The sequence below is a fragment of the Xylanibacter brevis ATCC 19188 genome, from assembly GCF_000621725.1.
In the GTDB taxonomy this organism is placed as follows: domain Bacteria; phylum Bacteroidota; class Bacteroidia; order Bacteroidales; family Bacteroidaceae; genus Prevotella; species Prevotella brevis.
On the sequence record NZ_JHXM01000027.1, the window covers coordinates 1 to 20,909 of the forward strand.

General features: G+C 53.2%; 16 protein-coding genes and 1 pseudogene. 5 read left to right on the forward strand and 12 right to left on the reverse strand.

What is annotated here, in order from left to right:
• Window positions 1–470: 470 nt before the first annotated feature.
• The 7 genes from T433_RS0112285 to T433_RS0112315 form a co-directional block, all read right to left on the reverse strand.
• Complete coding sequence (locus T433_RS0112285; RefSeq protein WP_027456006.1) at window positions 471–1,019, reverse strand: DUF3332 domain-containing protein; 549 nt, start codon at window positions 1,017–1,019, stop codon at window positions 471–473.
• Between the two features lie 72 nt (window positions 1,020–1,091).
• Entirely contained in the window at window positions 1,092–4,262 is a 3,171-nt protein-coding gene (locus T433_RS0112290; protein WP_027456007.1) for a DEAD/DEAH box helicase, read from the reverse strand.
• A gap of 8 nt (window positions 4,263–4,270) precedes the next feature.
• Window positions 4,271–6,331 (reverse strand): TonB-dependent receptor plug domain-containing protein, encoded by a 2,061-nt coding sequence (locus T433_RS15435; protein ID WP_248616527.1) that lies wholly within the window; start codon window positions 6,329–6,331, stop codon window positions 4,271–4,273.
• Window positions 6,332–6,380: 49 nt separating this feature from the next.
• Window positions 6,381–6,734, reverse strand: coding sequence for a hypothetical protein (locus T433_RS16570; protein WP_155808508.1), 354 nt, complete (start codon window positions 6,732–6,734; stop codon window positions 6,381–6,383).
• Between the two features lie 87 nt (window positions 6,735–6,821).
• Window positions 6,822–8,396 (reverse strand): hypothetical protein, encoded by a 1,575-nt coding sequence (locus T433_RS0112305; RefSeq protein WP_027456008.1) that lies wholly within the window; start codon window positions 8,394–8,396, stop codon window positions 6,822–6,824.
• Between the two features lie 22 nt (window positions 8,397–8,418).
• A complete protein-coding gene (locus T433_RS0112310; protein WP_044109949.1) occupies window positions 8,419–10,872 on the reverse strand; it encodes an alpha-L-arabinofuranosidase C-terminal domain-containing protein in 2,454 nt (817 codons plus the stop codon).
• A 9-nt stretch (window positions 10,873–10,881) separates the two neighbouring features.
• Entirely contained in the window at window positions 10,882–13,386 is a 2,505-nt protein-coding gene (locus tag T433_RS0112315; protein ID WP_044109955.1) for an alpha-L-arabinofuranosidase C-terminal domain-containing protein, read from the reverse strand.
• A 108-nt stretch (window positions 13,387–13,494) separates the two neighbouring features.
• Between T433_RS0112315 and T433_RS0112320 the strand changes: the two genes are divergently transcribed.
• From T433_RS0112320 to dusB, 4 genes and pseudogenes are all read left to right on the forward strand, one after another.
• Window positions 13,495–13,905, forward strand: coding sequence for an acyl-CoA thioesterase (locus T433_RS0112320; protein WP_027456011.1), 411 nt, complete (start codon window positions 13,495–13,497; stop codon window positions 13,903–13,905).
• Window positions 13,906–13,936: 31 nt separating this feature from the next.
• Window positions 13,937–14,269: pseudogene (locus T433_RS17070) on the forward strand (endonuclease domain-containing protein); the annotation flags it as partial.
• A 114-nt stretch (window positions 14,270–14,383) separates the two neighbouring features.
• Complete coding sequence (gene dprA / locus T433_RS0112330) at window positions 14,384–15,469, forward strand: DNA-processing protein DprA (protein ID WP_044109960.1); 1,086 nt, start codon at window positions 14,384–14,386, stop codon at window positions 15,467–15,469.
• A gap of 102 nt (window positions 15,470–15,571) precedes the next feature.
• A complete protein-coding gene (dusB, locus tag T433_RS0112335) occupies window positions 15,572–16,552 on the forward strand; it encodes a tRNA dihydrouridine synthase DusB (protein WP_027449316.1) in 981 nt (326 codons plus the stop codon).
• 4 nt (window positions 16,553–16,556) lie between these two features.
• On the opposite strand, the gene T433_RS0112340 is transcribed toward dusB, so the two are convergent.
• From T433_RS0112340 to aroQ, 4 genes are all read right to left on the reverse strand, one after another.
• Complete coding sequence (locus tag T433_RS0112340; RefSeq protein WP_027449315.1) at window positions 16,557–17,786, reverse strand: FtsX-like permease family protein; 1,230 nt, start codon at window positions 17,784–17,786, stop codon at window positions 16,557–16,559.
• Window positions 17,787–17,826: 40 nt separating this feature from the next.
• Window positions 17,827–18,162, reverse strand: coding sequence for a 30S ribosome-binding factor RbfA (rbfA, locus tag T433_RS0112345; RefSeq protein WP_027456013.1), 336 nt, complete (start codon window positions 18,160–18,162; stop codon window positions 17,827–17,829).
• A gap of 146 nt (window positions 18,163–18,308) precedes the next feature.
• A complete protein-coding gene (locus T433_RS0112350; protein WP_027456014.1) occupies window positions 18,309–18,938 on the reverse strand; it encodes an O-methyltransferase in 630 nt (209 codons plus the stop codon).
• Window positions 18,935–19,351, reverse strand: coding sequence for a type II 3-dehydroquinate dehydratase (gene aroQ, locus T433_RS0112355; protein ID WP_027456015.1), 417 nt, complete (start codon window positions 19,349–19,351; stop codon window positions 18,935–18,937). The genes T433_RS0112350 and aroQ overlap by 4 nt, the downstream gene beginning before the upstream one ends.
• Window positions 19,352–19,511: 160 nt before the next feature.
• On the opposite strand from aroQ, the gene T433_RS0112360 reads away from it, so the two are divergent.
• Window positions 19,512–20,426, forward strand: coding sequence for a site-specific tyrosine recombinase (locus T433_RS0112360; protein WP_027456016.1), 915 nt, complete (start codon window positions 19,512–19,514; stop codon window positions 20,424–20,426).
• Between the two features lie 172 nt (window positions 20,427–20,598).
• Here the strand turns inward: T433_RS0112360 and T433_RS0112365 are convergent.
• Window positions 20,599–20,909 (reverse strand): IS3 family transposase (locus T433_RS0112365; RefSeq protein WP_027456017.1); only part of this gene is annotated, 311 nt, incomplete at its 5' end.

Here is a 20,909-nt window from a genome sequence, read left to right on the forward strand (position 1 = left end):
AGGATCATCGATGGTCTGACGACATCATCACCAAAGACCGCTGGTGATGCTGGCGGACACAGCAAGGGAAATGGAGTCACGATAACGACTATCGAACACTTATAGCGCCGATATTCCACGCGAATAGCGGCGCTTTTATGTTGCAATAGTGCCACTTTTATGTTGCAATAGTGCCACTTTTATGTTGCAATAGTGCCACTTTTATGTTGCAATAGTGCCACTTTTATGTTGCAATAGTGCCACTTTTGCAGTGCATCTAGAGTCTAGATCGCTCGGTTCTAGAGTCTAGATGCGTGCATTCCAGACTCTAGAATTACTTATTCTAGACTCTAGATTCGCTTCAAGAGTTTAACTATAGCATAACCAATGACGTAGTTTATAAACGCAACAGTGCCACTATTCCGAGCGAATAGTGGCACTGTTATGTATTGTCTCACGCCCTGTTAAGGGGCGAGTAGGGGATGATTCTCTTATCTCAAAGCAAAGAAGTTGTCGGTATAGACTGCTTCCTGTACTTTCTGCAGGCCAGCCTCGTCGTTGGTCACCGTCATCTTCTCGCCATTCTGGAGCACGGCCTCGATGGTGCCATCGTTGTTGAAGCGGAACAGTTCCTTGGTGATGCCGTTCTGCTGCATAGACCAAGAGTCGTTCTTATCGTTGTGAATGAAGTAGGTCACCTCGCCAGTAGGCGCCTTCACCTCGTAACCGTTCTTCAGGGTCTTGACGGCATAGTAGCGGCCATCCTGTCCTTTCACCTGCTGGATGGTGTTGACAGCCATGGGATTGCTGCCCGTCCAGAACTCGATGGTGTTCAGCACGACGGCATCTACAAACAGGCACACACCACCGACGATGGGCTGCAGGATCAGACCTACGATACCATTGACAAACTTGTTGCTGGTCATGTTGCACTGCCACTTTTCGTAGCTATTGAACAGACTAAAAGAACCGATACAAGAGCTGCACAGGAACGCGCCCGAGAGCAAAACGGCAGCTACTTTCAAACTGATTTTTTTCATGATAGTAATTGGTTTAATAGTTTCACAATCGCGGACAAAAGTACGAAAAACTTTCGTTCCTGCAAAACAATTCTAGGAAAATCTTGCGATGAGCTGGGCGAAAAGGGGGTTGGACTGCAGCACGTTGGGGTTGCCCACCATCAGCATCTGGCGGCGCGCACGCGTCAGGGCCACGTTGAGTTTGCGGTCCACCACGCTGCCGTCGGCATCTGTGTAGCTGTTGTTGGTGAGGAAGTCCAGCTGGTAGCGCCGGCTGACGGTGAACGAATAGATGATGACCTCGCGCTGGGAGCCCTGATAGCGCTCGACGGTGTCGATGGTGACATCGGCAAAGGCAGGGTCGTCGGCCAAGGCCTGGCGGATGGCTGCTATCTGATTGCGGTAGGGCACGATGACGCCCACGGTCTTCTGGGCATCAAACTGCTCGCCATAGAAGCGGCGGATGCGGCGCAGGAGGTCGGCCACCACGCGGGCCTCGTCGGCATTGGACTTCGGCGAGAGGCACGGCTGCGCAGGGACCACGGGCAGGAAGAGCATGCGGCGGCTCTTGAGCAGCTGGTCGCAGGCATCTTGTGCCGGCAGCGTATAGTTGAGGGCACCCTCCAACTGGTGCTTCAGTGGCACAGGCTGCAGGTGCTCTTGGTGGTAGAACATGGTGCTGGGGAACGAGGCCACCTCGGGATGCATGCGTCCCTGGTGGTTCAGGGTGCCCACGAAGGCAGTGCGGCCCTGCTGCTGTTCCCAGCGGTAGAGGCGCTCGAAGAGTGACTGGCGGCAGTCGCTGAGGCCGATAGACAGCAGTGCGTCGTTGTCCGCGGCAGCCTGTTCGGCCGTCTGCTGCACCACGGCAGGCAACTGCTTGTGGTCGCCAATCATCACAAAGCGCTCGATGGCGCTGTTGCTGAGCAGACCGATGATGCTGGGCTCCAGAATCTGTGAGGCCTCGTCGATGATGGCTATGGAGAAGTGGCGACCAGCCATGAGGAACGGGCGTGCCTGCATCATCGACGTGGTGCCCGTCAGGATGCGCTCGTTGTCGGCCAGACCGGCATCGCTGAGCATGGCGCGAATCTCATCTACCGCCCGGTTGGTGTAGGCCATGAGCAGAATAGACTGGTCGGCAGGTGCCGTCTTCAGTTCCTCTTCCACCATGAAGCGCAGGGCCATAGATGTCTTGCCGGTGCCCGGAGGGCCTACCAGCAGGAAGTAGTCGCGCGCCTGTTTCACGCGCAGCAGGATGTCGTCGTAGTGGGGATGATAGCTCTGCGTGAGCGACAGTGAGGTGTTGGCCTCGGGCTGGCGCTGTCCCAACAGCAGTTGGCGGCGTGGCGTGGCCGACGTCACAAACTGATAGAGACCACGTATCTGACTGTTGGTGCCCACATCGCTACCACCATGCTCGATGGCCCAATGGGTGGAATACAGCGGAAACGTGTCGGGGTTCTGCTGTCCGTCGTTGAGCAACACCACCAGCTGCTGGCTCTTGATGTCCTGCAGCACCCCCTTGTAGAGGATGCTCTGGCGCACATCGGGTTGCTCGGTGTAGCGGTAGAGATAGACCATGTCGCCCGTACGGAAGTTGATGGGGGCATGAAGGGCTTCAGCCGCGAGATGCAGCGTGAGCAGGTCGTAGCCGCCATCGTCGGCCGAGCGCTGGCGGTCAACGACGGTCAGGTCGGTATAGATGTTGCCCGTGTCGCGCTTCTCGCTGAGGGGCATCTGCCACAGGTCGCTGGTGGCGCCGCCCTGTCCCTCGATGACGCCCAGCTTCTGGCACTGCTGTTCGCGATAGACGAAGGTCATCATGCGCTCGAAGTAGGCCCGCTCCAGCGGGGTGAGCCGTGCGAGCGGGTAGGTGAGCCGCTCTACCTCGGGCAGCACAAAGCGGTGGAAGAAACCATCGCGCGCCACATCCTTATAGATTACGTCGGCACAGAGCAGCGGCAGGATACGTCCGAAGCCATCGCGGGCGATAAGCAGTTCGGTGGCAACAATCTGGTTGCGCAGGCGGATGGCCTCACGAAACAAGGTGCGATAATAGTTGACCACAACCAGACCTTTGGCTGCGGGATAGCGGGAATAGAGCAGGCGGGTGTCCACCTGACGGTCGCTCTTGCCGAAGTTATAGCGCAAGATACCATAATAGAGCAACAGCTGCACGTAGTGGTTCTCCAACTGCATGCCGTGGGCATCGTGGCTCTGATACTCTATCTTCATGTTCTTACCCGACTTCTGTTCCACCAGCAACTGCATGTCGGCAGTCATCAGGTCGACTCGTCCCTGCAATCCCAGTCGCTCACAGATGAACGAAGGCTCGAGCAAAGCCTGTTGTGGTGCCAACACCGCCACCGCCTCACGGATGTTCTGCATCTGTTGTGCAGCCGCCTGTTCAAACTTCTCCTGATCGAAGTCCTCACAAGCACGAATGCGGTCGGCCTGCTCTCGATAGGAACGCTGCAAGGACTGTTGCAAGGTGACGTCGGGATGATGGATAACATCATCGAGCGCCGTACCTGCGAAGTTTCCCAAGAGAGTGGCTTGCGTGTTGGACTGCGGCTTCAACCGGTTGACGGTATAAAGCAAGGGGTGATGGCCATAGGCAGTGAAACAGGCAGCCAGTGAAGAGATATCCAATAGGAAATCGGGCTCAACGACAATGACCTGAGGCGTTATGACCTGTGCATCGACATGGCAGTCCAGCAAGTTGAGCTGCATACCCTCGCGCAGCACCTTTTTCAGATAGCCGAAGTCGCGACCATCCTCAGTGTTGGCATAGTCGATGTGGAGTTCACCCTCATCGGCATCGGCAACGATGATATGGTCGTCAAACGAACGTACAATGCAACGGATATACAGTTTGTTGACCTTCAAATGCTCAGACTGCGGCTTGCTGTTGGCGGGCAGCAGGCGAAGCAACGAGCCGGGGATGTCGGCCAGGAAGACGCGCGACACATAGCGAGCCACAGCTCGAAGGTCGTAGAGCCAGTCGTCGGCAGTAGGCAACTGCAACAGATTGGAATGGCGACGAGCCGTCTGGATGGCCTGTGTCTCTGCACGACTGACATGCAACTGCTTGCAAACCCAGTCTATCTGTGAGAAAAGGTTACCAAAGGTACCACCCTGCTGGCGACACCCTTCGGCAGAAGCAAGGACCAACAGCTCATGCATCTGACGTATGGCCGGCCCCGAAGGGTCGGTCATAGCCAGTTCTGCACATATCTGAAACAATTCGCTTGCTTCCATTCCTGTTATTACATAAAGATGGGCACTACCACCTTGAAGGTAATGTTACGTCCCATGTTATAGATGCCCTGATGTCCCGTTACCACGTTGACATCGGTATATTTCAGTCTGCTCAGGTGATTCTGATAGGCTCGGTTGAAGAGGTTCTGCGCCGTGAGATAGAGCTCAGCCACCTTTTTTCCGCCCAACTTCAGGTCTGTACCTGCACTAATATTAAACAAGGTATAGCTGGGTGTGCGCGTCTCCGTGTCGTCAGCCTCGTAGAAATGATTCTGCTCTAAGAAGCAATCCATACCCACAGCCACGTAGCTATTGGTGAAATGGTGCTCGTAGTGCGTAATCTCATACTTCAACTCTGAAGTCCAGCGGGGAGCCGGCATCATAGGCAGGTAGCGTGAGGATTTAGGCTGGTGGAGCTGTCGGCCATCAACATACGAGAAGGAGTTGGCAAAATGGATGCGGTGAATGGGGTGGAAATCGACACGTGTCTCGAAACCCTTCAGCACAGCATCACCCTGCGTGTAGCTATAGGTATTATAGGCAGGATCCATTACCAGCGGGATGCGGTGAGCAAAGATATAGTTCTCGATGCGATTCACAAACAGGCTCAACTGTGCCGATACCATCTGACCTTCGTAGTCTATGCCAAGGTCACCCTGCCAACTGTACTCCGACTTCAGGTCTTTATTACCAACCTCATAGCGGATGGTACCTTCGTGCACACCATCACTACCCAGTTCACTCATGTTCGGCGCACGGAAGCCACGCGCCATGTTCAAACGGAGGTTCAACGAGCGGTCGGCAGTCTCTAAAACGCGATACACCGAACCAATACTTCCCGTAAATCCGCTGAAGTTGCCATAGTCGTGGATGTGACGATTATCTGCACGCAGACCACCACTCATGGTCCACTGGCCAATGGTTTTCTGTACGGTTCCATAACCGCCGATATCGAAAAGATGATAGGCAGGAATCAGTGCTTCCTCAGCCAAGTTCTCAGACTTCTGATACATGGTGGCCACACCTGCAGCCACTTTATAGTCGGCAATATCCTGCACCCAACGCACATCACCCGTCAGGGTGTGCAGGCGGAAATACAGTTCTGGATCAACACTGCTGTCCTCAAACTCCTGACGCTTGTTCTGTTGATAAGCAATGATGGTCTTCAGTTCACCCTTTCCCAGGTTCAGCGCGTTGTCCCAGGTGGCCTTATAGTGCTTCACCTGTTGGAAAGGCAGTGCCTTATGATAGGTTTTCAGGTTATATTCATGTTCCAACTCACCAGTCAATGGGTCACGTTCTCCCTCCGCCATACTGGGCGTAAGATGGAACACATCCCACTTCAGGTGTGAATGTCCCCACTCACGGTTAATGCCCAACAAGAGAGAGGCAGCCCGATCGTGCAACTGTGTGCCGGGAACATAGCCATCAACGGGATTCTTATATTCGTGAGCCAGTTTCTCACTGTAGCGCACATTCCACACATAGCCCTGCTGATTGCCGGCAAAGTTGAGCGAATAGTCAAACATACCATTGTTGGTCTGGTAGCCAGAAGTGACGCTACCACGCATATGTCCTTCGCTCAGTGTAGGCGCACTATGTAGGATGAGGACGCCTGCCATTGCATCGGAGCCATACATCAGCGAGGCAGGACCCTTCAGTATCTCAACAGAACTGACTGCCTGGTCGTCAACCTCCAGTCCGTGTTCATCGCCCCACTGCTGACCTTCCTGACGAACACCGTCGTTGACCACCAGCACACGGTTATAACCCAGACCGCGGATGATGGGTTTCGAGATGCCGCTGCCTGTTGTCAACTGTGCCATACCAGGCTGATGGCTCACCACATCGATGATGTTCGTACCTACAGAGGCACGCAGTTCCTTTGAGCGTATCAGCGTTACGGGTGCTGGCATATCGCGCAGCTTGGTTTGTCCGGTAACACCTGTTACCGTCAGTTCGTTTAGTTTCAAGTGCTTATAGAACACGTCCGAAGAGTCGGATGCATTCTGAGCTGTCATCGTTGAGCCATAGCACAACAATGACAGGAAAATAGTTTTTCTGTTCATCGTTTTGTTGTTTGTTGTTTCTGAATTAAAATAAAGTCTCATGAATGGTTCAGAAACAACACGGGGGCGCCCTACCATGCCACCTATTGACAACCCGCATCACGCAGGCAACACTGGTGACAGCATGAAAACGAAAGACAGCACAGCCAAGAACAGCCAGCATAACAGCCGCAGCTACGACATAACTGATGCTGGTAAACTGACAGATGACACAGTCGTGCAGCGAGAAGGCTGCCGTTGACAGGTGGCCTGAGTGCGAGACATGGTTCACACAAGCTTCACAGTCTTCGTGCGATAATTGCGCGAAGTCGTGCCTGTGGAGAGATGTCAGCAGCAACATGGGCAGGAACACTGCCAACAACAAGCGTGCTGCTAAAATCCGTTTCAGCCTCTGTTCTTTCATAAACATAACATAACAGGTGCAAAGTTAAGCAGAATCTTTCAATCTGCCAAACTTTGCACCTGTTTTATATTCGACAAGTAATCGTCCTTACTTCACCAATACCTTCTTTCCATTCATGATATAAAGGCCAGACTTCAGCGTCGTGCTAACCTTACGTCCTTGCAGGTCATAGATGGTCATGCTCTGCTGACTGAATGAAGGAATCTCTGTGATAGAAGAAGTTGGTTTGCCATCGCTCTTCTCATAGAGCCAAGGCATGTAACGGAAGTTACGTGCCTGATCGTAGAGAGCAAACTCAGGAGTGGTACTGTTGTAAACCATTCCCTGGAAATAGCAGTTGCTCACTGTGTTCAGGATCTTAAAGGTTCCGTCGCCTTGCAGTGTGACACTGAAAGGTTGAGCCAAAGATATGTTGGTGGTTGCGGCAACCGTGGCATAATAGCTGCCGCCATTGTTATTCTGATAGACATAACGCCCATTAGCATCTTTTACATAATAGGTATTGTTGCCTGCATCCTCAAAGGTAAAAGCGAAATGGCATTCTGCGAGGGCGATAGCACCATTCTCTTCAGTAACAGACTCTGTGTAGAGATAATCATAATCCTTACCTGCAGGCACTGGCTTAGCAGCCTTCAAGCCGCCATTCAAGTCGCATACCATCAGATACTCTTTGTCTGTGCTTACGCTGGTAGCCTTAGTGTAGTAGATAAGGTCTGGCTTATAGGCGTCCTTATCCAGGCTCAGTGTTACCATATAAGGATCGTGGTCTGAATATGCCTTGTCTTCATCGCTCAAAGAACAATAGTTGGCAATATGATAAACCTGAGCAGCTGTCACTTGAGCAGCCATCGAAGCATTCGCGAAGACGTGGTCAATGAGTTCACCACCACCATAGCAGTGCGAATAGACATTAGCGCCAGTGGGGTCATACTTCAGAATCTGCTCTTCATAACCGGCATTCACCAGCATGTTCAAACACTCTTCACCCATCTGACTATTCAAGTCGCCCATCACCAGGATATCGGGGTCGAGCGCCAAGCTGAAAGCCTGAAGCAAAGCACTCATATTGGTTATACGCTTGCTCATATCATCTTCTGTGCTACCAGCTTTAAAATGATTCATTGTCAAAGTGAAACGCTCGCCAGACTGTATGCACTCGAAAGTCTGAATACGCATCTGGTTAGGATATATATAATAACTGTATCCTATAGCTGCCGATTTGTTCTCGCCATAGGTCTTCACCTTATCAGTACGATAGATATAACCAGACTTGATCACACCACTGGCATTGTTGGGATCACTCGTGTCGTAATCCAAACCATCAGCTACAGCTGCATAGGTATAACCATTTGCCTCACCCATCTTCTGGGCCAGATAAGGAAGTACCTCTGGTTTGCACTCCACCTCGTTGAAAGCATAGATATCAGCCTGCAATGGAGCCAAGGCACTAATCAACATAGAAGTCTTCTTATTGAAACCCTCTGCTGTGTTATAAAAGCTATTAGGCGACGACCATGTTGCGTTCGTAGGATCAGTACGTCCACGATCCAACGTCATGAAATAGTTCTGAACGTTCTGTCCACATACCTTCAGCTCTTCCTGAGCTTGCATCTGGCCCGCCACAAAGAGAACGGCCAGCAGCATCATCTTTCTGATATTCATAAGCACATACTATATAAGATTATTACTGTTTGAGTCGGATGATATTGAGAGAGTATGCAGGAATTTCTACCAGCACTTTCTTTGCGCTTTCAGGCGAGAGAATCTGCTCTACAGGATGAATATTAGTGGGTTGCTGAAGGGTGTTCTCATCCATGCCATCGTTGGCAGAGAGACGAATCACGCGGGCACACTTGGCCGAGAAGTTGCTCAGGTTGAGTGCTGCGGTGGTAGCCTCGTCGCCGGTGTTCACCACCTTCACGATGAGCTCGTTAGTGTTCTCGTCGATGGTGGCCGAAGAGAAGAGACCCTTCGACGTGTCGTGCTTCAGCATGGTGTCGAAGATAAGCTCCTTGTCGAGCCATACCTTCACATTGTCGCCAGCCACCTCGATGGTGACGTCGTACCAGCGGCCCTCTTCGATGCGGCCACGCTTGGTGTCGGTCTGCATCTTGCTGCCGCCTACGATCTGCTCGATGCCGTGCTGTGTGTTGCCCCAGCCACCGAAGTTCACCCAGCAGTAGTTCTGGTCGTTGACATAGTTGAAGACAATGATGAAGCCCTCGCGGCCGCTATCCTTGCGAGCACGGTACTTCAGCGTGTAGTGGTCGCCGTCGATGATGCGCTTCTCGATGGCCACACACTGCTCGCGCATGCTGCGCTGAGCCACCATACCGTCGTCGAAGTTCCACTCACCACTGACGCGCTCCATCTCTTCGTTGGGCTTAAACGTGGCCTTTGTGGCCCATGTGGCAAAGCCGGCACGACTGCGCTTGGGCGTAACCGACGCCTGCAGGCGCTTGGCCTCGTAGGGATTGTCCTGTTCTACCTTTACCACTTGCGTGCCAATGTTCTGAGGCATCAGCATCTGTACGTAGTAAGACGGTGTGCCCATCACGCGACTGGAGTTGAAACGAATCATGTCGGGACGCCACTTGGCATCGTTCTCGTTGACGAAGATAGGGGCGTAAGAGTTCAGGGGCACCATGTCGCTGTTGTTCTCGATGCCCATCATATACACGGCCTCGCCCAGAGCAGCATTCATATTGCCCAGGTCGCCAAAACCACTGGTCACGGCATACTCGCCGACGTAGATCTTCGGGCCCTTGCGGTCGTAGCTGTCGTACTTGTGGAAAGCGTCTGCAAACCATGCAGGATTGCGGTAGTAGTGCTCGTCGAGCAGATCCACCTCGAGGTCGCTCTCCCATTTGGGATTGTCGTCGCCCCAAGCCACCACGTTGCCAATGAGCTTGATGTTGGGGTACTTGGCGCGCAGCACCTGGCGGAACTTGTCGTAGCGCTCGTAGTAACGGTCGCTCTGCTGGTTCTGGTCGGGCTGGTTGTTCTCGTTGCCTATCTCCAGATACTCAATGTTGAAGGGTGCGGGGTGACCGTTCTTGGCACGCAGCGCACCATATTTCGTGGTGACATCACCATTGGCATACTCCAATGCAGCCAAGCACTCGTCGATCCAAGGCTGGATATCCTCGACAGCCGTCTTGCCACCGTGCCACAATCCAACGTTGACCACGTAGAGCGGCTTGGCTCCGAGGTCTTCGGCCAACTGCAGATACTCGTGGAAGCCCATGCCGTCGGTGGTGCGATAGCCCCAGTTCACGTTCCAGTGACCCTCGCGATCCTCGATAGAGCCGATGGTTTTTTCCCAGTGGAAGGCATTCTCGGGGTTCTCTTGTCCTTCCACGAAACAACCACCAGGGAAGCGCATGAATTTGGGATGCATCTGCCAGAGCATGTTGGCCAAGTCGGGACGCATGCCGTTCTCGCGGTTCTTAAAGGTGGGAGGGAAGAGACTGACGACATCCACGCTGAGGGTGCCTGCACCGTCAAAGACCAAGGCAAACTGCGCCTTGGCATCGTTGGCATCCGACTGAAGGGTGGCGGTGTACTTGCGCCAGGTGCCACGGGTCTCGGCAGTAGGCGTAGCAACAGCCTCGGCATAGATGGCAGAACCCGTGGTGGCCGTCTTGCCGTCGGCCTGCAGGCGGGCCTTGATGGTGCCTTTATACTTGCCCATAGCCCAGAACGAGAGGCGATAGGTGCGGCCCTGTACGGCATTGATGCCCCAATAGCCCTCGTTCACCAGGAAGGCAGGTGCCTCGGTGGTGGCTTTGATGTTCATCTTCAGTGCATGGTGCTGAGCAGTGCTGAGCAGTTTCACTTTCTTGCTGGGCTTGATCAGTTCGCTGGTGATCTCCGAAGGGAACACAGCATCCACACACCATGCCTGCATATCGGCTGGTGCGCCGTATTTCGGTCCATCCTCAAAAGAACGGTTGCGGATCAGCTCGGCATAGAGTCCGCCGTCGGCTGCGTGGTTGATGTCTTCGAAGAAGATGCCGTAGTGCGTAGGACTGATCTTGGGTCCACGCTGCTGGGCATCAATGTTTAGATTGACTTGTGCGTTTGCTGTCGCTGCAGCAAGCAGTAGGTTTACTGTTAGTAAAGTAGCTGTTTTCATATCTTAAAGTTATAGTTTGATGATTCTGAATGAATAAGGGGGCAGGATGGTTGGGTCGGTCACCTCCATATACTCGGCCTTAGCCTGCTGGTCTTCCACATCCTTGCCCGTGAACTGATAGCACTTGGCGTTCTGCGGAATCTTGATGCCTTTCACCGTGAGTTTCAGGGTGGCGGGCAGTGCGTTGACCAACTTCAGGTAGCGGTTGCCTGTCTTAGAGTCGCGCACCACGCTGGCTCCCACACGATAGTCGAGATCCTGATTGTCCAGCTTCAGCGTACTGCTGATGTAGCGATCGCCACTGCACACAGAGAACAGGCGCTGCACCTCGTAGGCTGGGGTGGTGCGCACGGTGGTGTTGTCGAAGTAAATCATGTTGGGATTCCAGTTTGAATGACCGTCCTTGCATAGCATGGGGGCATAAGACGTCATTTCGACCACATCTCCATTGCGCTCGATGTCGGTGAGGTAGAGCGCTTCGGCCAGGGCCGTCTCCAGGTTGGGGCGCTTCACCTTGGTCGATGCGGCCCACTCGCCCAGATAAACCTTGGGCGCCTTGCGGTCGTAGTTGTCGTAATAGTCACGATGATACATAAACCAACCTGTTGATTCGTAGTAGTGCTCGTCGGTCATGTACTGGTAGTCAGGATGCTTTTTGGCAAAATCCCAGCCCTCGATATAGTCGGCTGAGGGATAGTGGAAGGGACCTACCGTGCCACAAATCTTAATTTCGGGATGCAACACGCGCATGGCTTTGCAGATCATCTCGTAGCGTTCCTCAAAGACGGTAGAGATGATGTCTTCGTTGCCGATGCCCAGATACTTCAGGTTGAAGGGCTTCGGATGACCAGCCTCGGCACGCATCTTGGCCCATTTGTTGGTGGCGGGATTGCCATTGGCCCACTCTATCAAGTGACAGAGCTCGTCAATGTAGGCTGGCATGTCGGCCATGGGGATGCCACCCTGCTGACCACCAAAGCCTTCGGCGTTGTTGGCGGAGTTCTGACAGGGCACACCTGCTGCCAAAACAGGCAGCGGTTCGGCACCAATATCCTCGCAGAACTGGAAGTATTCGTAGAAGCCCAGGCCGCGTGTCTGGTGGTAGTTCCAGATGTTCATGTCGGGCGTGCGGTTCTCCAGCGGGCCCACGGTGTGGTTCCAGTGGTAGATGTTGTCCAGACCCTGACCGTGGCTCATGCATCCACCGGGGAAACGAACGAACTTAGGATGCAGGGCTGCGATGGTTTCGGCCAGGTCTTTGCGCAGACCGTTCTTGCGACCCTTGAACGTATCGCGGGGGAACAGCGAGATCATATCCACGGCTACCTCGTCTTTTCCCATAGGGATGACGGCCAGACGGGCCTTCTTACAGGTGGTCTGAGCCACCAGAGTGGTCTCGTAGCGCTGCCAGTCGATGGTCTTTGACTTCAACTCTGAGCGGGCTATCACGCTGCCGTCTTCTGCCAACAGGGCTATCTGGAACAACTTCTGACCGCGGATGAACATCGAGAAGTCATACTTCTTTCCTTGTTCCACGGCGATGCCGTCCCATCCTTCGTTCACGATGGTGTCGCTTTGCAGGATGGCATAGTGGGGATTCTGGGCCGAAAGCGGGTAGGTGGTGGCTATGCGGATAGGCTCAGAGGCGTGCCAAGCGGTGGTGGCATGCCAGCCTCGACGGTCTTTTCCAGAGTATTCGAAGTCGCGATTCTGCACCAGTTCAGCGTAAAGGCCGCCGTCGGCAGCATAGCTGATGTCCTCGAAGAAGATGCCTATCAGTTTGTCGCTGATGGTTTTCTCCTTGCGCAGATCCACGTCGAGGATACCGAAGACGGTGGGATCGTCCTTGTCCAGCACTTTTTCAAAGGTCTTAGCATCGTCGTACATGCGTTCTGCCGACAAACCGCCATCGATGGATAAGTTGGTGAAATGCTCACGAACGGCGAGCAGTTCGGCATCGTTCAGGTCGAACACCTGGCCCTTCACCTTCTTGCCATCCACCGAAGCGCTGGTGCGCTCCACCTTAAACAGCTCATGGTCTGCCAGCAGTTCTTCCTTAGAGAAATGGCGGAAATCGGCCTCGGCCTTCACACGATAGTGCTTACCCTCGCTCACATACTGTATCTCGAAGTTCTTTCCAGCGGCGCGCACCACTGGTTCCAGACAGTTCTTGGTCTGCATGCGGGGATAGTCCTGCGGGCGCCAGGTCACCAGGTCGCGACCATAGGCCACCGCAACACAAGGTGTCACGTTGTTTACTTGAAAAACCAGTCGCCACGTTCCATCATCGGCGCGACAAACGGTGGGATGATGCATCTTTTTCTCGGGACCCCACGTGCCGTAATCGCTGCCACACAATTGGCCCAGATGTTTCCATCCTTGTTTTTCCTGTAAGGCCACATGAAGACCAGCTGACGGATCGGGAGAATAGACAAGCACCTTGTTCTGAGCCATCGCAACGGCAGAACACAGGCAGAGCATAGCAAAGAGTAGTTTTTTCGAGTGTAGTTTCATTTTCTTAAGTAACAAATATTTATGCTGCAAAGATACTCATTTTATTTAAAATGTCAAAGGTTTAAAGATTTTATTTGTAACTTTGCATCCGCATAAACACTTGACGACATGAAATACATTTTTGAGACACGCATGGAGGTTCGTGACTACGAATGCGACATTGAGGGGATCGTGAATAATGCTCAGTATGTGCACTACTGCGAACATACGCGCCACCTTTTCCTGAAAGAGTGCGGCCTCTCGTTTGCCGAGATGCACAACAAGGGCGTGGATGCCGTTGTGGCACGCATGCAACTGCAATACAAGGTGCCCCTGCGACCCGATGATGAGTTTATCTCACGACTGAACCTGACCAAGGAGGGCATCAAGTATGTGTTCCATCAGGACATCTACCGCGCCAGCGACGAACAGCTGTGCTTCCGTGGCAAGATAGAACTGGTGTGTCTCGTCAATGGTCGTCTGGGCAATAGCGAGGACTACGACGCAGCCTTCCAGAGATTCATTAGCCCCCTAAGTTAGGGGGTTGGGGGTCTGAACAACCAGCCGATTCATGAGATACTCAAACCATCCAGTTACCAAGGAATACCGGCAATTACTCCGTCGTTCCCGCACACCTTCGGAGTGCATCATGTGGAAGCATCTCAACAAAAGGCAATTAGACGGGTTCCGCTTTCGTCAACAACACGGATTCGGCCCTTACGTCCTTGACTTCTACTGCCCAGAACTTAAACTGTGCATAGAGATAGATGGTGAGATACATGACACTCCCGAGAATCAACAAAAGGATAAGGATAGAACTTCTTTCTTAAATCAGAATGGAATAAATGTTTTACGATTTAGAAATGAAGAAGTAGAAAATCATATTGACGATGTAATTAAGAGCATCAGAGAATATATGGAGAGATATAAGAAGAACGCCAGTTCAGACCCCCAACCCCCTAACTTAGGGGGCTTAGCAAACGAGCAGGAGGTATATTATACGATTGCGCTGACCCGCATGACGGGCTTCAACTTCCAGACGGCGCTGCAGCTGTATCGCCAACTGGGAGGCGGACAGGCTGTCTATGACCATCGCAACGATATCAAGGAGGTGGTTCCCGACTGCACCGACCGTCTGGCTGAGAACCTGAAGGACTGGTCGCTGCCTCTGGCACGTGCGGCCGAGGAGATGGAGTTCATTACCAAGCACCGCATCCAACCGTTGATGCTGGGCGACGAGCTCTATCCGCAGCGACTCTGCGAATGTCCCGATGCGCCGATCATCATGTACTACCTGGGTTCGGCACCGCTCAACCAGCGACGGGTCATCAACCTGATTGGCACTCGCCACTGCACCACCTACGGTCAGGACCTGATACGCCATTTCATCGGTGACTTGCAGAGGCTTTGTCCCGATATGCTCATCGTTAGCGGCTTGGCCTATGGCGTGGATATCAATGCCCACCGGCAGGCGCTGGAGAACGGCTATGAGACGGTGGGCGTGCTGGCGCACGGACTCGACGACCTCTATCCTGCTGCCCATCGCGACACGGCCAAGCAGATGGTCACGCATGGAGGCTTGCTCACAGAATATATGTCGCAGACCCGGGCAGACAAGATCAACTTTGTGAAGCGCAACCGCATCGTGGCGGGCATGAGCGATGCCACCATCTTAGTGGAGAGTGCAGGCAAGGGTGGCGGTCTCATCACCACTCGCATCGCCATGGACTACAACCGTTCGGTGTTTGCCTTCCCCGGCCCCGTCGGAGCACCCTATAGTGAGGGCTGCAACAACCTGATTCGCGACAATGGCGCTCAGCTCATCACCAGCGCCGAGGACTTTGTCTCGTTCATGGGATGGCAGTCTGATCAACAGCTGAAACAGGCTCACGATAAGGGTATCGAGCGCGATCTCTTTCCCAACCTCTCGCCTGAAGAACAGGCGGTTGTTGACGTGCTGCACGCCATCGGTGACCTACAGCTGGACCATCTGTCGCTTAAGGCACACATACCCATAGGTCAACTCACCGGTCTGCTCTTCCAGATGGAGATGAAGGGCGTGGTGCGTGCCATGGCAGGCGGCACTTATCATCTCTTGAAATAGAAGAGAGTGGTTCGTATAGTCGTTGAAGATAAAAAGAGACATGAGCTTACGTTGCTTCGCAACAGCTATCATTAGAACATAAAAGGGAATAATAACAGAAAGATGAAAATAGGAGATATTGAATTTGGTTCGCAGCCGGTGTTCCTGGCACCGATGGAGGACGTGACCGACATTGGGTTCCGACTGCTGTGCAAGCGGTTTGGGGCATCGATGGTATACACTGAGTTTGTGTCGGCCGAGGCCTTGATACGCGACGTAAAGACCACCCAGCAGAAGTTGGTTATCAGCGACGAAGAGCGCCCCGTAGGTATTCAGATCTATGGTCGTGATGTCGATGCAATGGTCGAGGCTGCCAAGATTGTAGAACAGGCAGGCCCCAACCTGATCGACCTTAACTTCGGTTGTCCGGTGAAAAAGGTGGCAGGCAAGGGTGCCGGTGCCGGCATGCTGCAAAACATTCCACTGATGCTGGAGATCACACGCAAGGTGGTGGATGCTGTCAAACTGCCCGTCACGGTCAAGACGCGTCTGGGATGGAACCAAGATCAGCTCATCATCACCGACCTGGCCGAGCAGTTGCAAGACTGTGGCATCAAGGCCCTGACCATCCATGGTCGCACCCGTGCTCAGATGTACACTGGCGAAGCCGACTGGACCCTGATTGGTGAGGTGAAGCGCAATCCCCGTATCACCATTCCCATCATTGGTAATGGCGACATCACCTCGCCCGAAGAGGCCAAGCGTGCCTTCGAGACATACGGCGTAGATGCTGTGATGGTGGGTCGAGCCACCTTCGGCCGCCCCTGGATCTTCAAGGAGATACGCGACTATCTGGACCACGGAACTGTCGATGAAACCTTCGATTTCAACCAGAAACTAGATGTTCTTGAAGAACAATTGCGCATCAACGTGGAGCGCATTGACGAACTGCGAGGCATTCTTCACACCCGTCGTCACTTGGCAGCCACACCGATCTTTAAGGCTATACCCAACTTCCGTCAGACGCGCATCGCCATGTTGCGCACCAACAAGATGGATGAGCTGCTCGCCATCCTTGAAGACACCAGAAAACTATTAGGATAAACGCCTACTTCAACAGTCGGCGCGAGAAGTAGTGCACGGGATACCACACCGAGAGGAAACCCACCACGATGACCGTCAGGAACACAATCACCACGTCTGTGGGGTGAACACTCACTGGATAGGCATCCACGATGAACGAACCTTGGGTGGAGCCTAGGCCGATGATGCCAAACTGCTGCTGCAGGAAGCACAGCAACAGGCCCACCAAGACGCCGATGAAAGCGCCGAAAAATGAGATCAGGCAACCTTCCAAGAGGAAGATCTGAGACACTTGCTGGTCGTTGGCTCCCAGGTTGCGCAGCGTCTGTACATCATCCTTTTTGTCGATGATGAGCATAGACAGCGACCCGATGATGTTGAAACAAGCCACCAGCAGGATGAAGGTCAGAAAGATATAGGCTATCAGTTTCTCTATCTTCATGATGCGAAACGTGTCCTCCTGCTGTTCAAAACGGTCCAGCACCTGGTAGTTGTCGCCTGCAATACGTTTTATTTCCGCCTTTGTTTTTTCGAAATCGCTACCGGGCTTCAGGCGGAGCTCGAGCGATGAGATCATGCCTTGCTGGTCGAAGATGCGACGCGCAAAGCCAATGCTGGTCAGTATATACCGGCTGTCATATTTTCCTTGCAGCACTTCAAACACGCAGTTGGGCGAATAAAGCTCATCCTCCACGAATCCTTCGGCCGGGTCGCTCATGTCCAGTTGCCCCTCTCTGCGGGGCGCAAAGATGCGCAAGGGCTGGTCGAAGTAGATGCCCGTGCCCAACTGGTCGGCGAGTCGCACGCCCATGATGCCGTATTGTATGTCGGCAGCATGCAGTTCGAAGGTGCCGTCGCCCAACAGAATCTCGCGGATGTGCGTCAGTTGGTCGAAGTTATCGTCCACGCCTTTGATCTGCACCATGGCCTGCCGTCCGTTATAGATGGCCAGCGCCTGGTCTTCTACGCACTCGGTGGCCACGTCAATCTGCGGCAACTGGCGAATCTCTGTCAGCACGGGGTCGTCGGCAGGTGCCGTCTTACCCTGTGTTGGTGTGATCTCTATCTGCGGGTCGAAAGCCGTAAAGAGCGTTGCCACCAAGTCGCTGAACCCATTAAACACGCTCAGCGTGACCACCAACGCCATGGTTGCCACCGCCACACCCAGCACAGAGATGCCGCTGATGAGGTTGATGACATTGGTAGATTTCTTCGAAAAGATATAGCGCTTAGCTATGTAGAAAGGAAAGTTCATGCGACAATAGCCTATTCTTCACTCTTCACGTTTCACTTTCTTATTTCTTCAACAGTTCATCGATGCGCTCGATATAGTCCAGACTGTCGTCGATAAAGAAGCGCAGTTCGGGGATGATGCGCAGCTGATGACGCACGCGCTGACCCAGCGAATAGCGGATCTGCGATGCACTCTTCTCTACGTTCTTCAGTATCTCTTCGCCCTTGTCCGAGGGGAAGATGCTCAGATAGGCCGTACAAATACTGAGGTCGGGCGACACCTTTGTGCGGGTCACGCTCACCATCACGCCGTGCATGGCACGTGTCTGCTCCTGGAAGATCAGGCTCAGCTCCTTTTGCAGCAGTCTTGCTATTTTGTTCTGTCTTGTTTCTTGCATAATTCTTAGGCCCCCTAAGTTAGGGGGAACAGGGGTCTGAACAAGCGTTTATCAGCCCATTTTAGTTTATATTTCGAAAGGGAGTCTGCGCCTGTTCAGACCCCCAGCCCCCTCGCTCGGCTTTGCCGCTTGGCTCGTCCAAGAACTTAGGGGCATTTTCTAATCAATGTCAGTCCATCGCGCAGGGGCAGTATCACCTTTTCCACCCTGTCGTCCTGGGCTATATAGTCATTGAAGGTCTCGATGCCACGGGTCTGCTGGTCTTTGGCGTAGGCGGGATCCACCACGTGGCCGTCCCACAACGTATTGTCGGCCAGTATGAAACCGCCAGGTCGCAATATCGAGAGCACCATCTCGTAGGTCTCCTTGTACGTGCGCTTGTCGCCATCGATGAAAGCCATGTCGAACACGACGCCCAGCTTCGGGGCCTCGCTGATGGCATCGCCAATGATAAACTCAATCTTGTCGGCCACGGGCGAGTTCTCTATCCACGGCCGTGTGAAGTCCTCCTGCTCATCGTTGATCTCGAAGGTGTAGAGCTTGCCGCCCTCCTCCAGTCCTTCGGCCATGCACAGGGCGCTGTAGCCACTGAAGGTGCCCACCTCCAGGATGTTCTTGGGCCGTATCATCTGCACCAGCATCTTCAGCAGTCGTCCCTGCAGGTGGCCGCTGGCCATGCGTCCGTGCAACATATATATATTGGTGGCACGGTAGAGCCTGTACAGATACTCTGGCTCCTGGTCTATATGCTTCAGTATGTACTCGTCTATCGTCATGCTTTCAGCGCCTCGACGGCCAAACGGTAGCTATTCATGCCGAAGCCACAGATCACACCCTTGCAGGCGCACGAGATCATCGACTTATGGCGGAACTCCTCGCGCTGATGCACATTAGAGATATGCACCTCGATGACGGGGCTCTTCAGCGAGCGGATGCAGTCTTGCAGCGCAATGCTGGTGTGCGTATAGGCACCGGCATTCAGCACAATGCCGTCGTAGTCGAAGCCCACCTCCTGCATTTTGTTGATCAGTTCACCCTCGATGTTGCTCTGATAGTAGTCTATCTGCACATCGGGATATTGCGCACGCAGTGTCTTCAGGTAGTCCTCGAACGACTGCTGACCGTAGATGCCCGGTTCGCGTTTTCCCAACAGATTGAGGTTGGGTCCATTGATAATCTGAATCTTCATCTTCTTTTGTGGTTTGTCTCGACAAGGCCACTGACTTGCTAATGCTATAGCGCCAACAAAACGGCCATGCACGAGTGAGCACAGCAGCCTATGGCTGCAAAGGTAAATAAAATAATTGAAAAGAGGATGATTTTCACGGAAAAAGTGTAACTTTGCTGCGATGAAAGTCGATGAGATGACCAAAAAGATAGTCATTGACTATCAGCGCTATCTGAAACTGCAACGCAGCGTGTCGCCTAATACGCTCGATGCTTATCGTCGCGACTTGCAGAAGCTGTTGGGCTATCTGCAGGGCGAAGGCATCAGTGTGGTCGATGTGCAACTGCACCATCTGCAGGCCTTTGCCGCACAGTTGCACGACATTGGCATCGGGCCACGGTCGCAGTGTCGCATCTTGAGTGGCGTTAGGGCGTTCTATCGCTTCCTGGTGCTCGACGGTTATCTGGACAGCGACCCCACCGAACTGCTCGAGTCGCCCGTGCTGGGACAACATCTGCCTGAGTTCTTGACGCCCAGCGAAGTGGACCAGCTGGAAGATTCCATCGACCTCTCTAAGCCCGAGGGCCATCGCAACCGCGCCATCATCGAGGTGCTGTTCTCCTGCGGTCTGCGTGTGTCAGAGTTGGTGAACCTGCGGTGGTCCGACCTTTACGAGGACGAGCGCTACCTGCGCATCATGGGTAAGGGCTCCAAGGAGCGCCTGGTGCCCATCTCTGAGCGGGCGCTCCACGAGATCAAGGACTACCTGCCGTGGCGCCAGTCGCTGAACATCAAGCCGGGTGAAGAGGACTATGTATTCCTGAACCGTCGTGGTGCTCACCTCACGCGCACCATGATTCTCATCATGCTCAAAGAGCAGGCTGCCGCCGCTGGCCTCCATAAGGTCATCTCGCCCCACACCCTGCGCCACTCTTTCGCCACGGCCATGCTAGAGGGTGGTGCCGACCTAAGGGTGATACAGGCCTTATTGGGCCACGAGTCCATAGGCACCACCGAGATCTATACACACATCTCCACACAGAGCCTGCGGCGCGAGATCCTGGAACACCATCCGCGCAACATCAAGACACAATAACAGAGGGGGTAAAGACATAATAACGGATTTAAAAGACATAATCGCTCGGCTCTGCCGCTTTCACCAAGCGAAGCGACTGAAAGAACAAACGAACATACTTTTTTACGAACAAACAAAAGAAGTGCATAACGGATCTGAAGTGCCCCCGAAAAGTTGGACGTTAAATTAATCGTTAATTATTAATCTCTCTATAGTAGTGAGCTCGGTATTGTACCGGGCTCATTCCTTTTAACCTCAATTTTATTCTTTTATTGTTATACCAGAGAATATATTTCTTCAGTTGCTGCTCAAAATCCTCTACGGAGTCAAACTGATTAATGTATAGCAGTTCATTCTTCATCAGACCGAAGAAGTTCTCCATCATTGCATTATCCAAGCAATTTCCTTTTCTGGACATGCTTTGCACGATACCATGTTTTTTGAGCAGTTCTTGATACATCAGGTGTTGGTAGTGCCACCCCTGGTCAGAGTGCATTACAAGAC

Bases quoted from the DNA above. Each gene is read 5' to 3' on its own strand.
- dprA (WP_044109960.1), top strand. From the start codon at position 14,384: ATGACGGGCTTCAACTTCCAGACGGCGCTGCAGCTGTATCGCCAACTG.
- T433_RS0112310 (WP_044109949.1), bottom strand. From the start codon at position 10,872: ATGAAAACAGCTACTTTACTAACAGTAAACCTACTGCTTGCTGCAGCG.
- T433_RS0112290 (WP_027456007.1), bottom strand. From the start codon at position 4,262: ATGGAAGCAAGCGAATTGTTTCAGATATGTGCAGAACTGGCTATGACC.
- T433_RS0112320 (WP_027456011.1), top strand. From the start codon at position 13,495: ATGAAATACATTTTTGAGACACGCATGGAGGTTCGTGACTACGAATGC.
- T433_RS0112305 (WP_027456008.1), bottom strand. From the start codon at position 8,396: ATGAATATCAGAAAGATGATGCTGCTGGCCGTTCTCTTTGTGGCGGGC.
- T433_RS0112350 (WP_027456014.1), bottom strand. From the start codon at position 18,938: ATGACGATAGACGAGTACATACTGAAGCATATAGACCAGGAGCCAGAG.
- T433_RS0112315 (WP_044109955.1), bottom strand. From the start codon at position 13,386: ATGAAACTACACTCGAAAAAACTACTCTTTGCTATGCTCTGCCTGTGT.
- aroQ (WP_027456015.1), bottom strand. From the start codon at position 19,351: ATGAAGATTCAGATTATCAATGGACCCAACCTCAATCTGTTGGGAAAA.
- T433_RS0112360 (WP_027456016.1), top strand. From the start codon at position 19,512: ATGAAAGTCGATGAGATGACCAAAAAGATAGTCATTGACTATCAGCGC.
- dusB (WP_027449316.1), top strand. From the start codon at position 15,572: ATGAAAATAGGAGATATTGAATTTGGTTCGCAGCCGGTGTTCCTGGCA.
- T433_RS0112340 (WP_027449315.1), bottom strand. From the start codon at position 17,786: ATGAACTTTCCTTTCTACATAGCTAAGCGCTATATCTTTTCGAAGAAA.
- T433_RS15435 (WP_248616527.1), bottom strand. From the start codon at position 6,331: ATGAACAGAAAAACTATTTTCCTGTCATTGTTGTGCTATGGCTCAACG.
- T433_RS0112285 (WP_027456006.1), bottom strand. From the start codon at position 1,019: ATGAAAAAAATCAGTTTGAAAGTAGCTGCCGTTTTGCTCTCGGGCGCG.
- T433_RS16570 (WP_155808508.1), bottom strand. From the start codon at position 6,734: ATGAAAGAACAGAGGCTGAAACGGATTTTAGCAGCACGCTTGTTGTTG.
- rbfA (WP_027456013.1), bottom strand. From the start codon at position 18,162: ATGCAAGAAACAAGACAGAACAAAATAGCAAGACTGCTGCAAAAGGAG.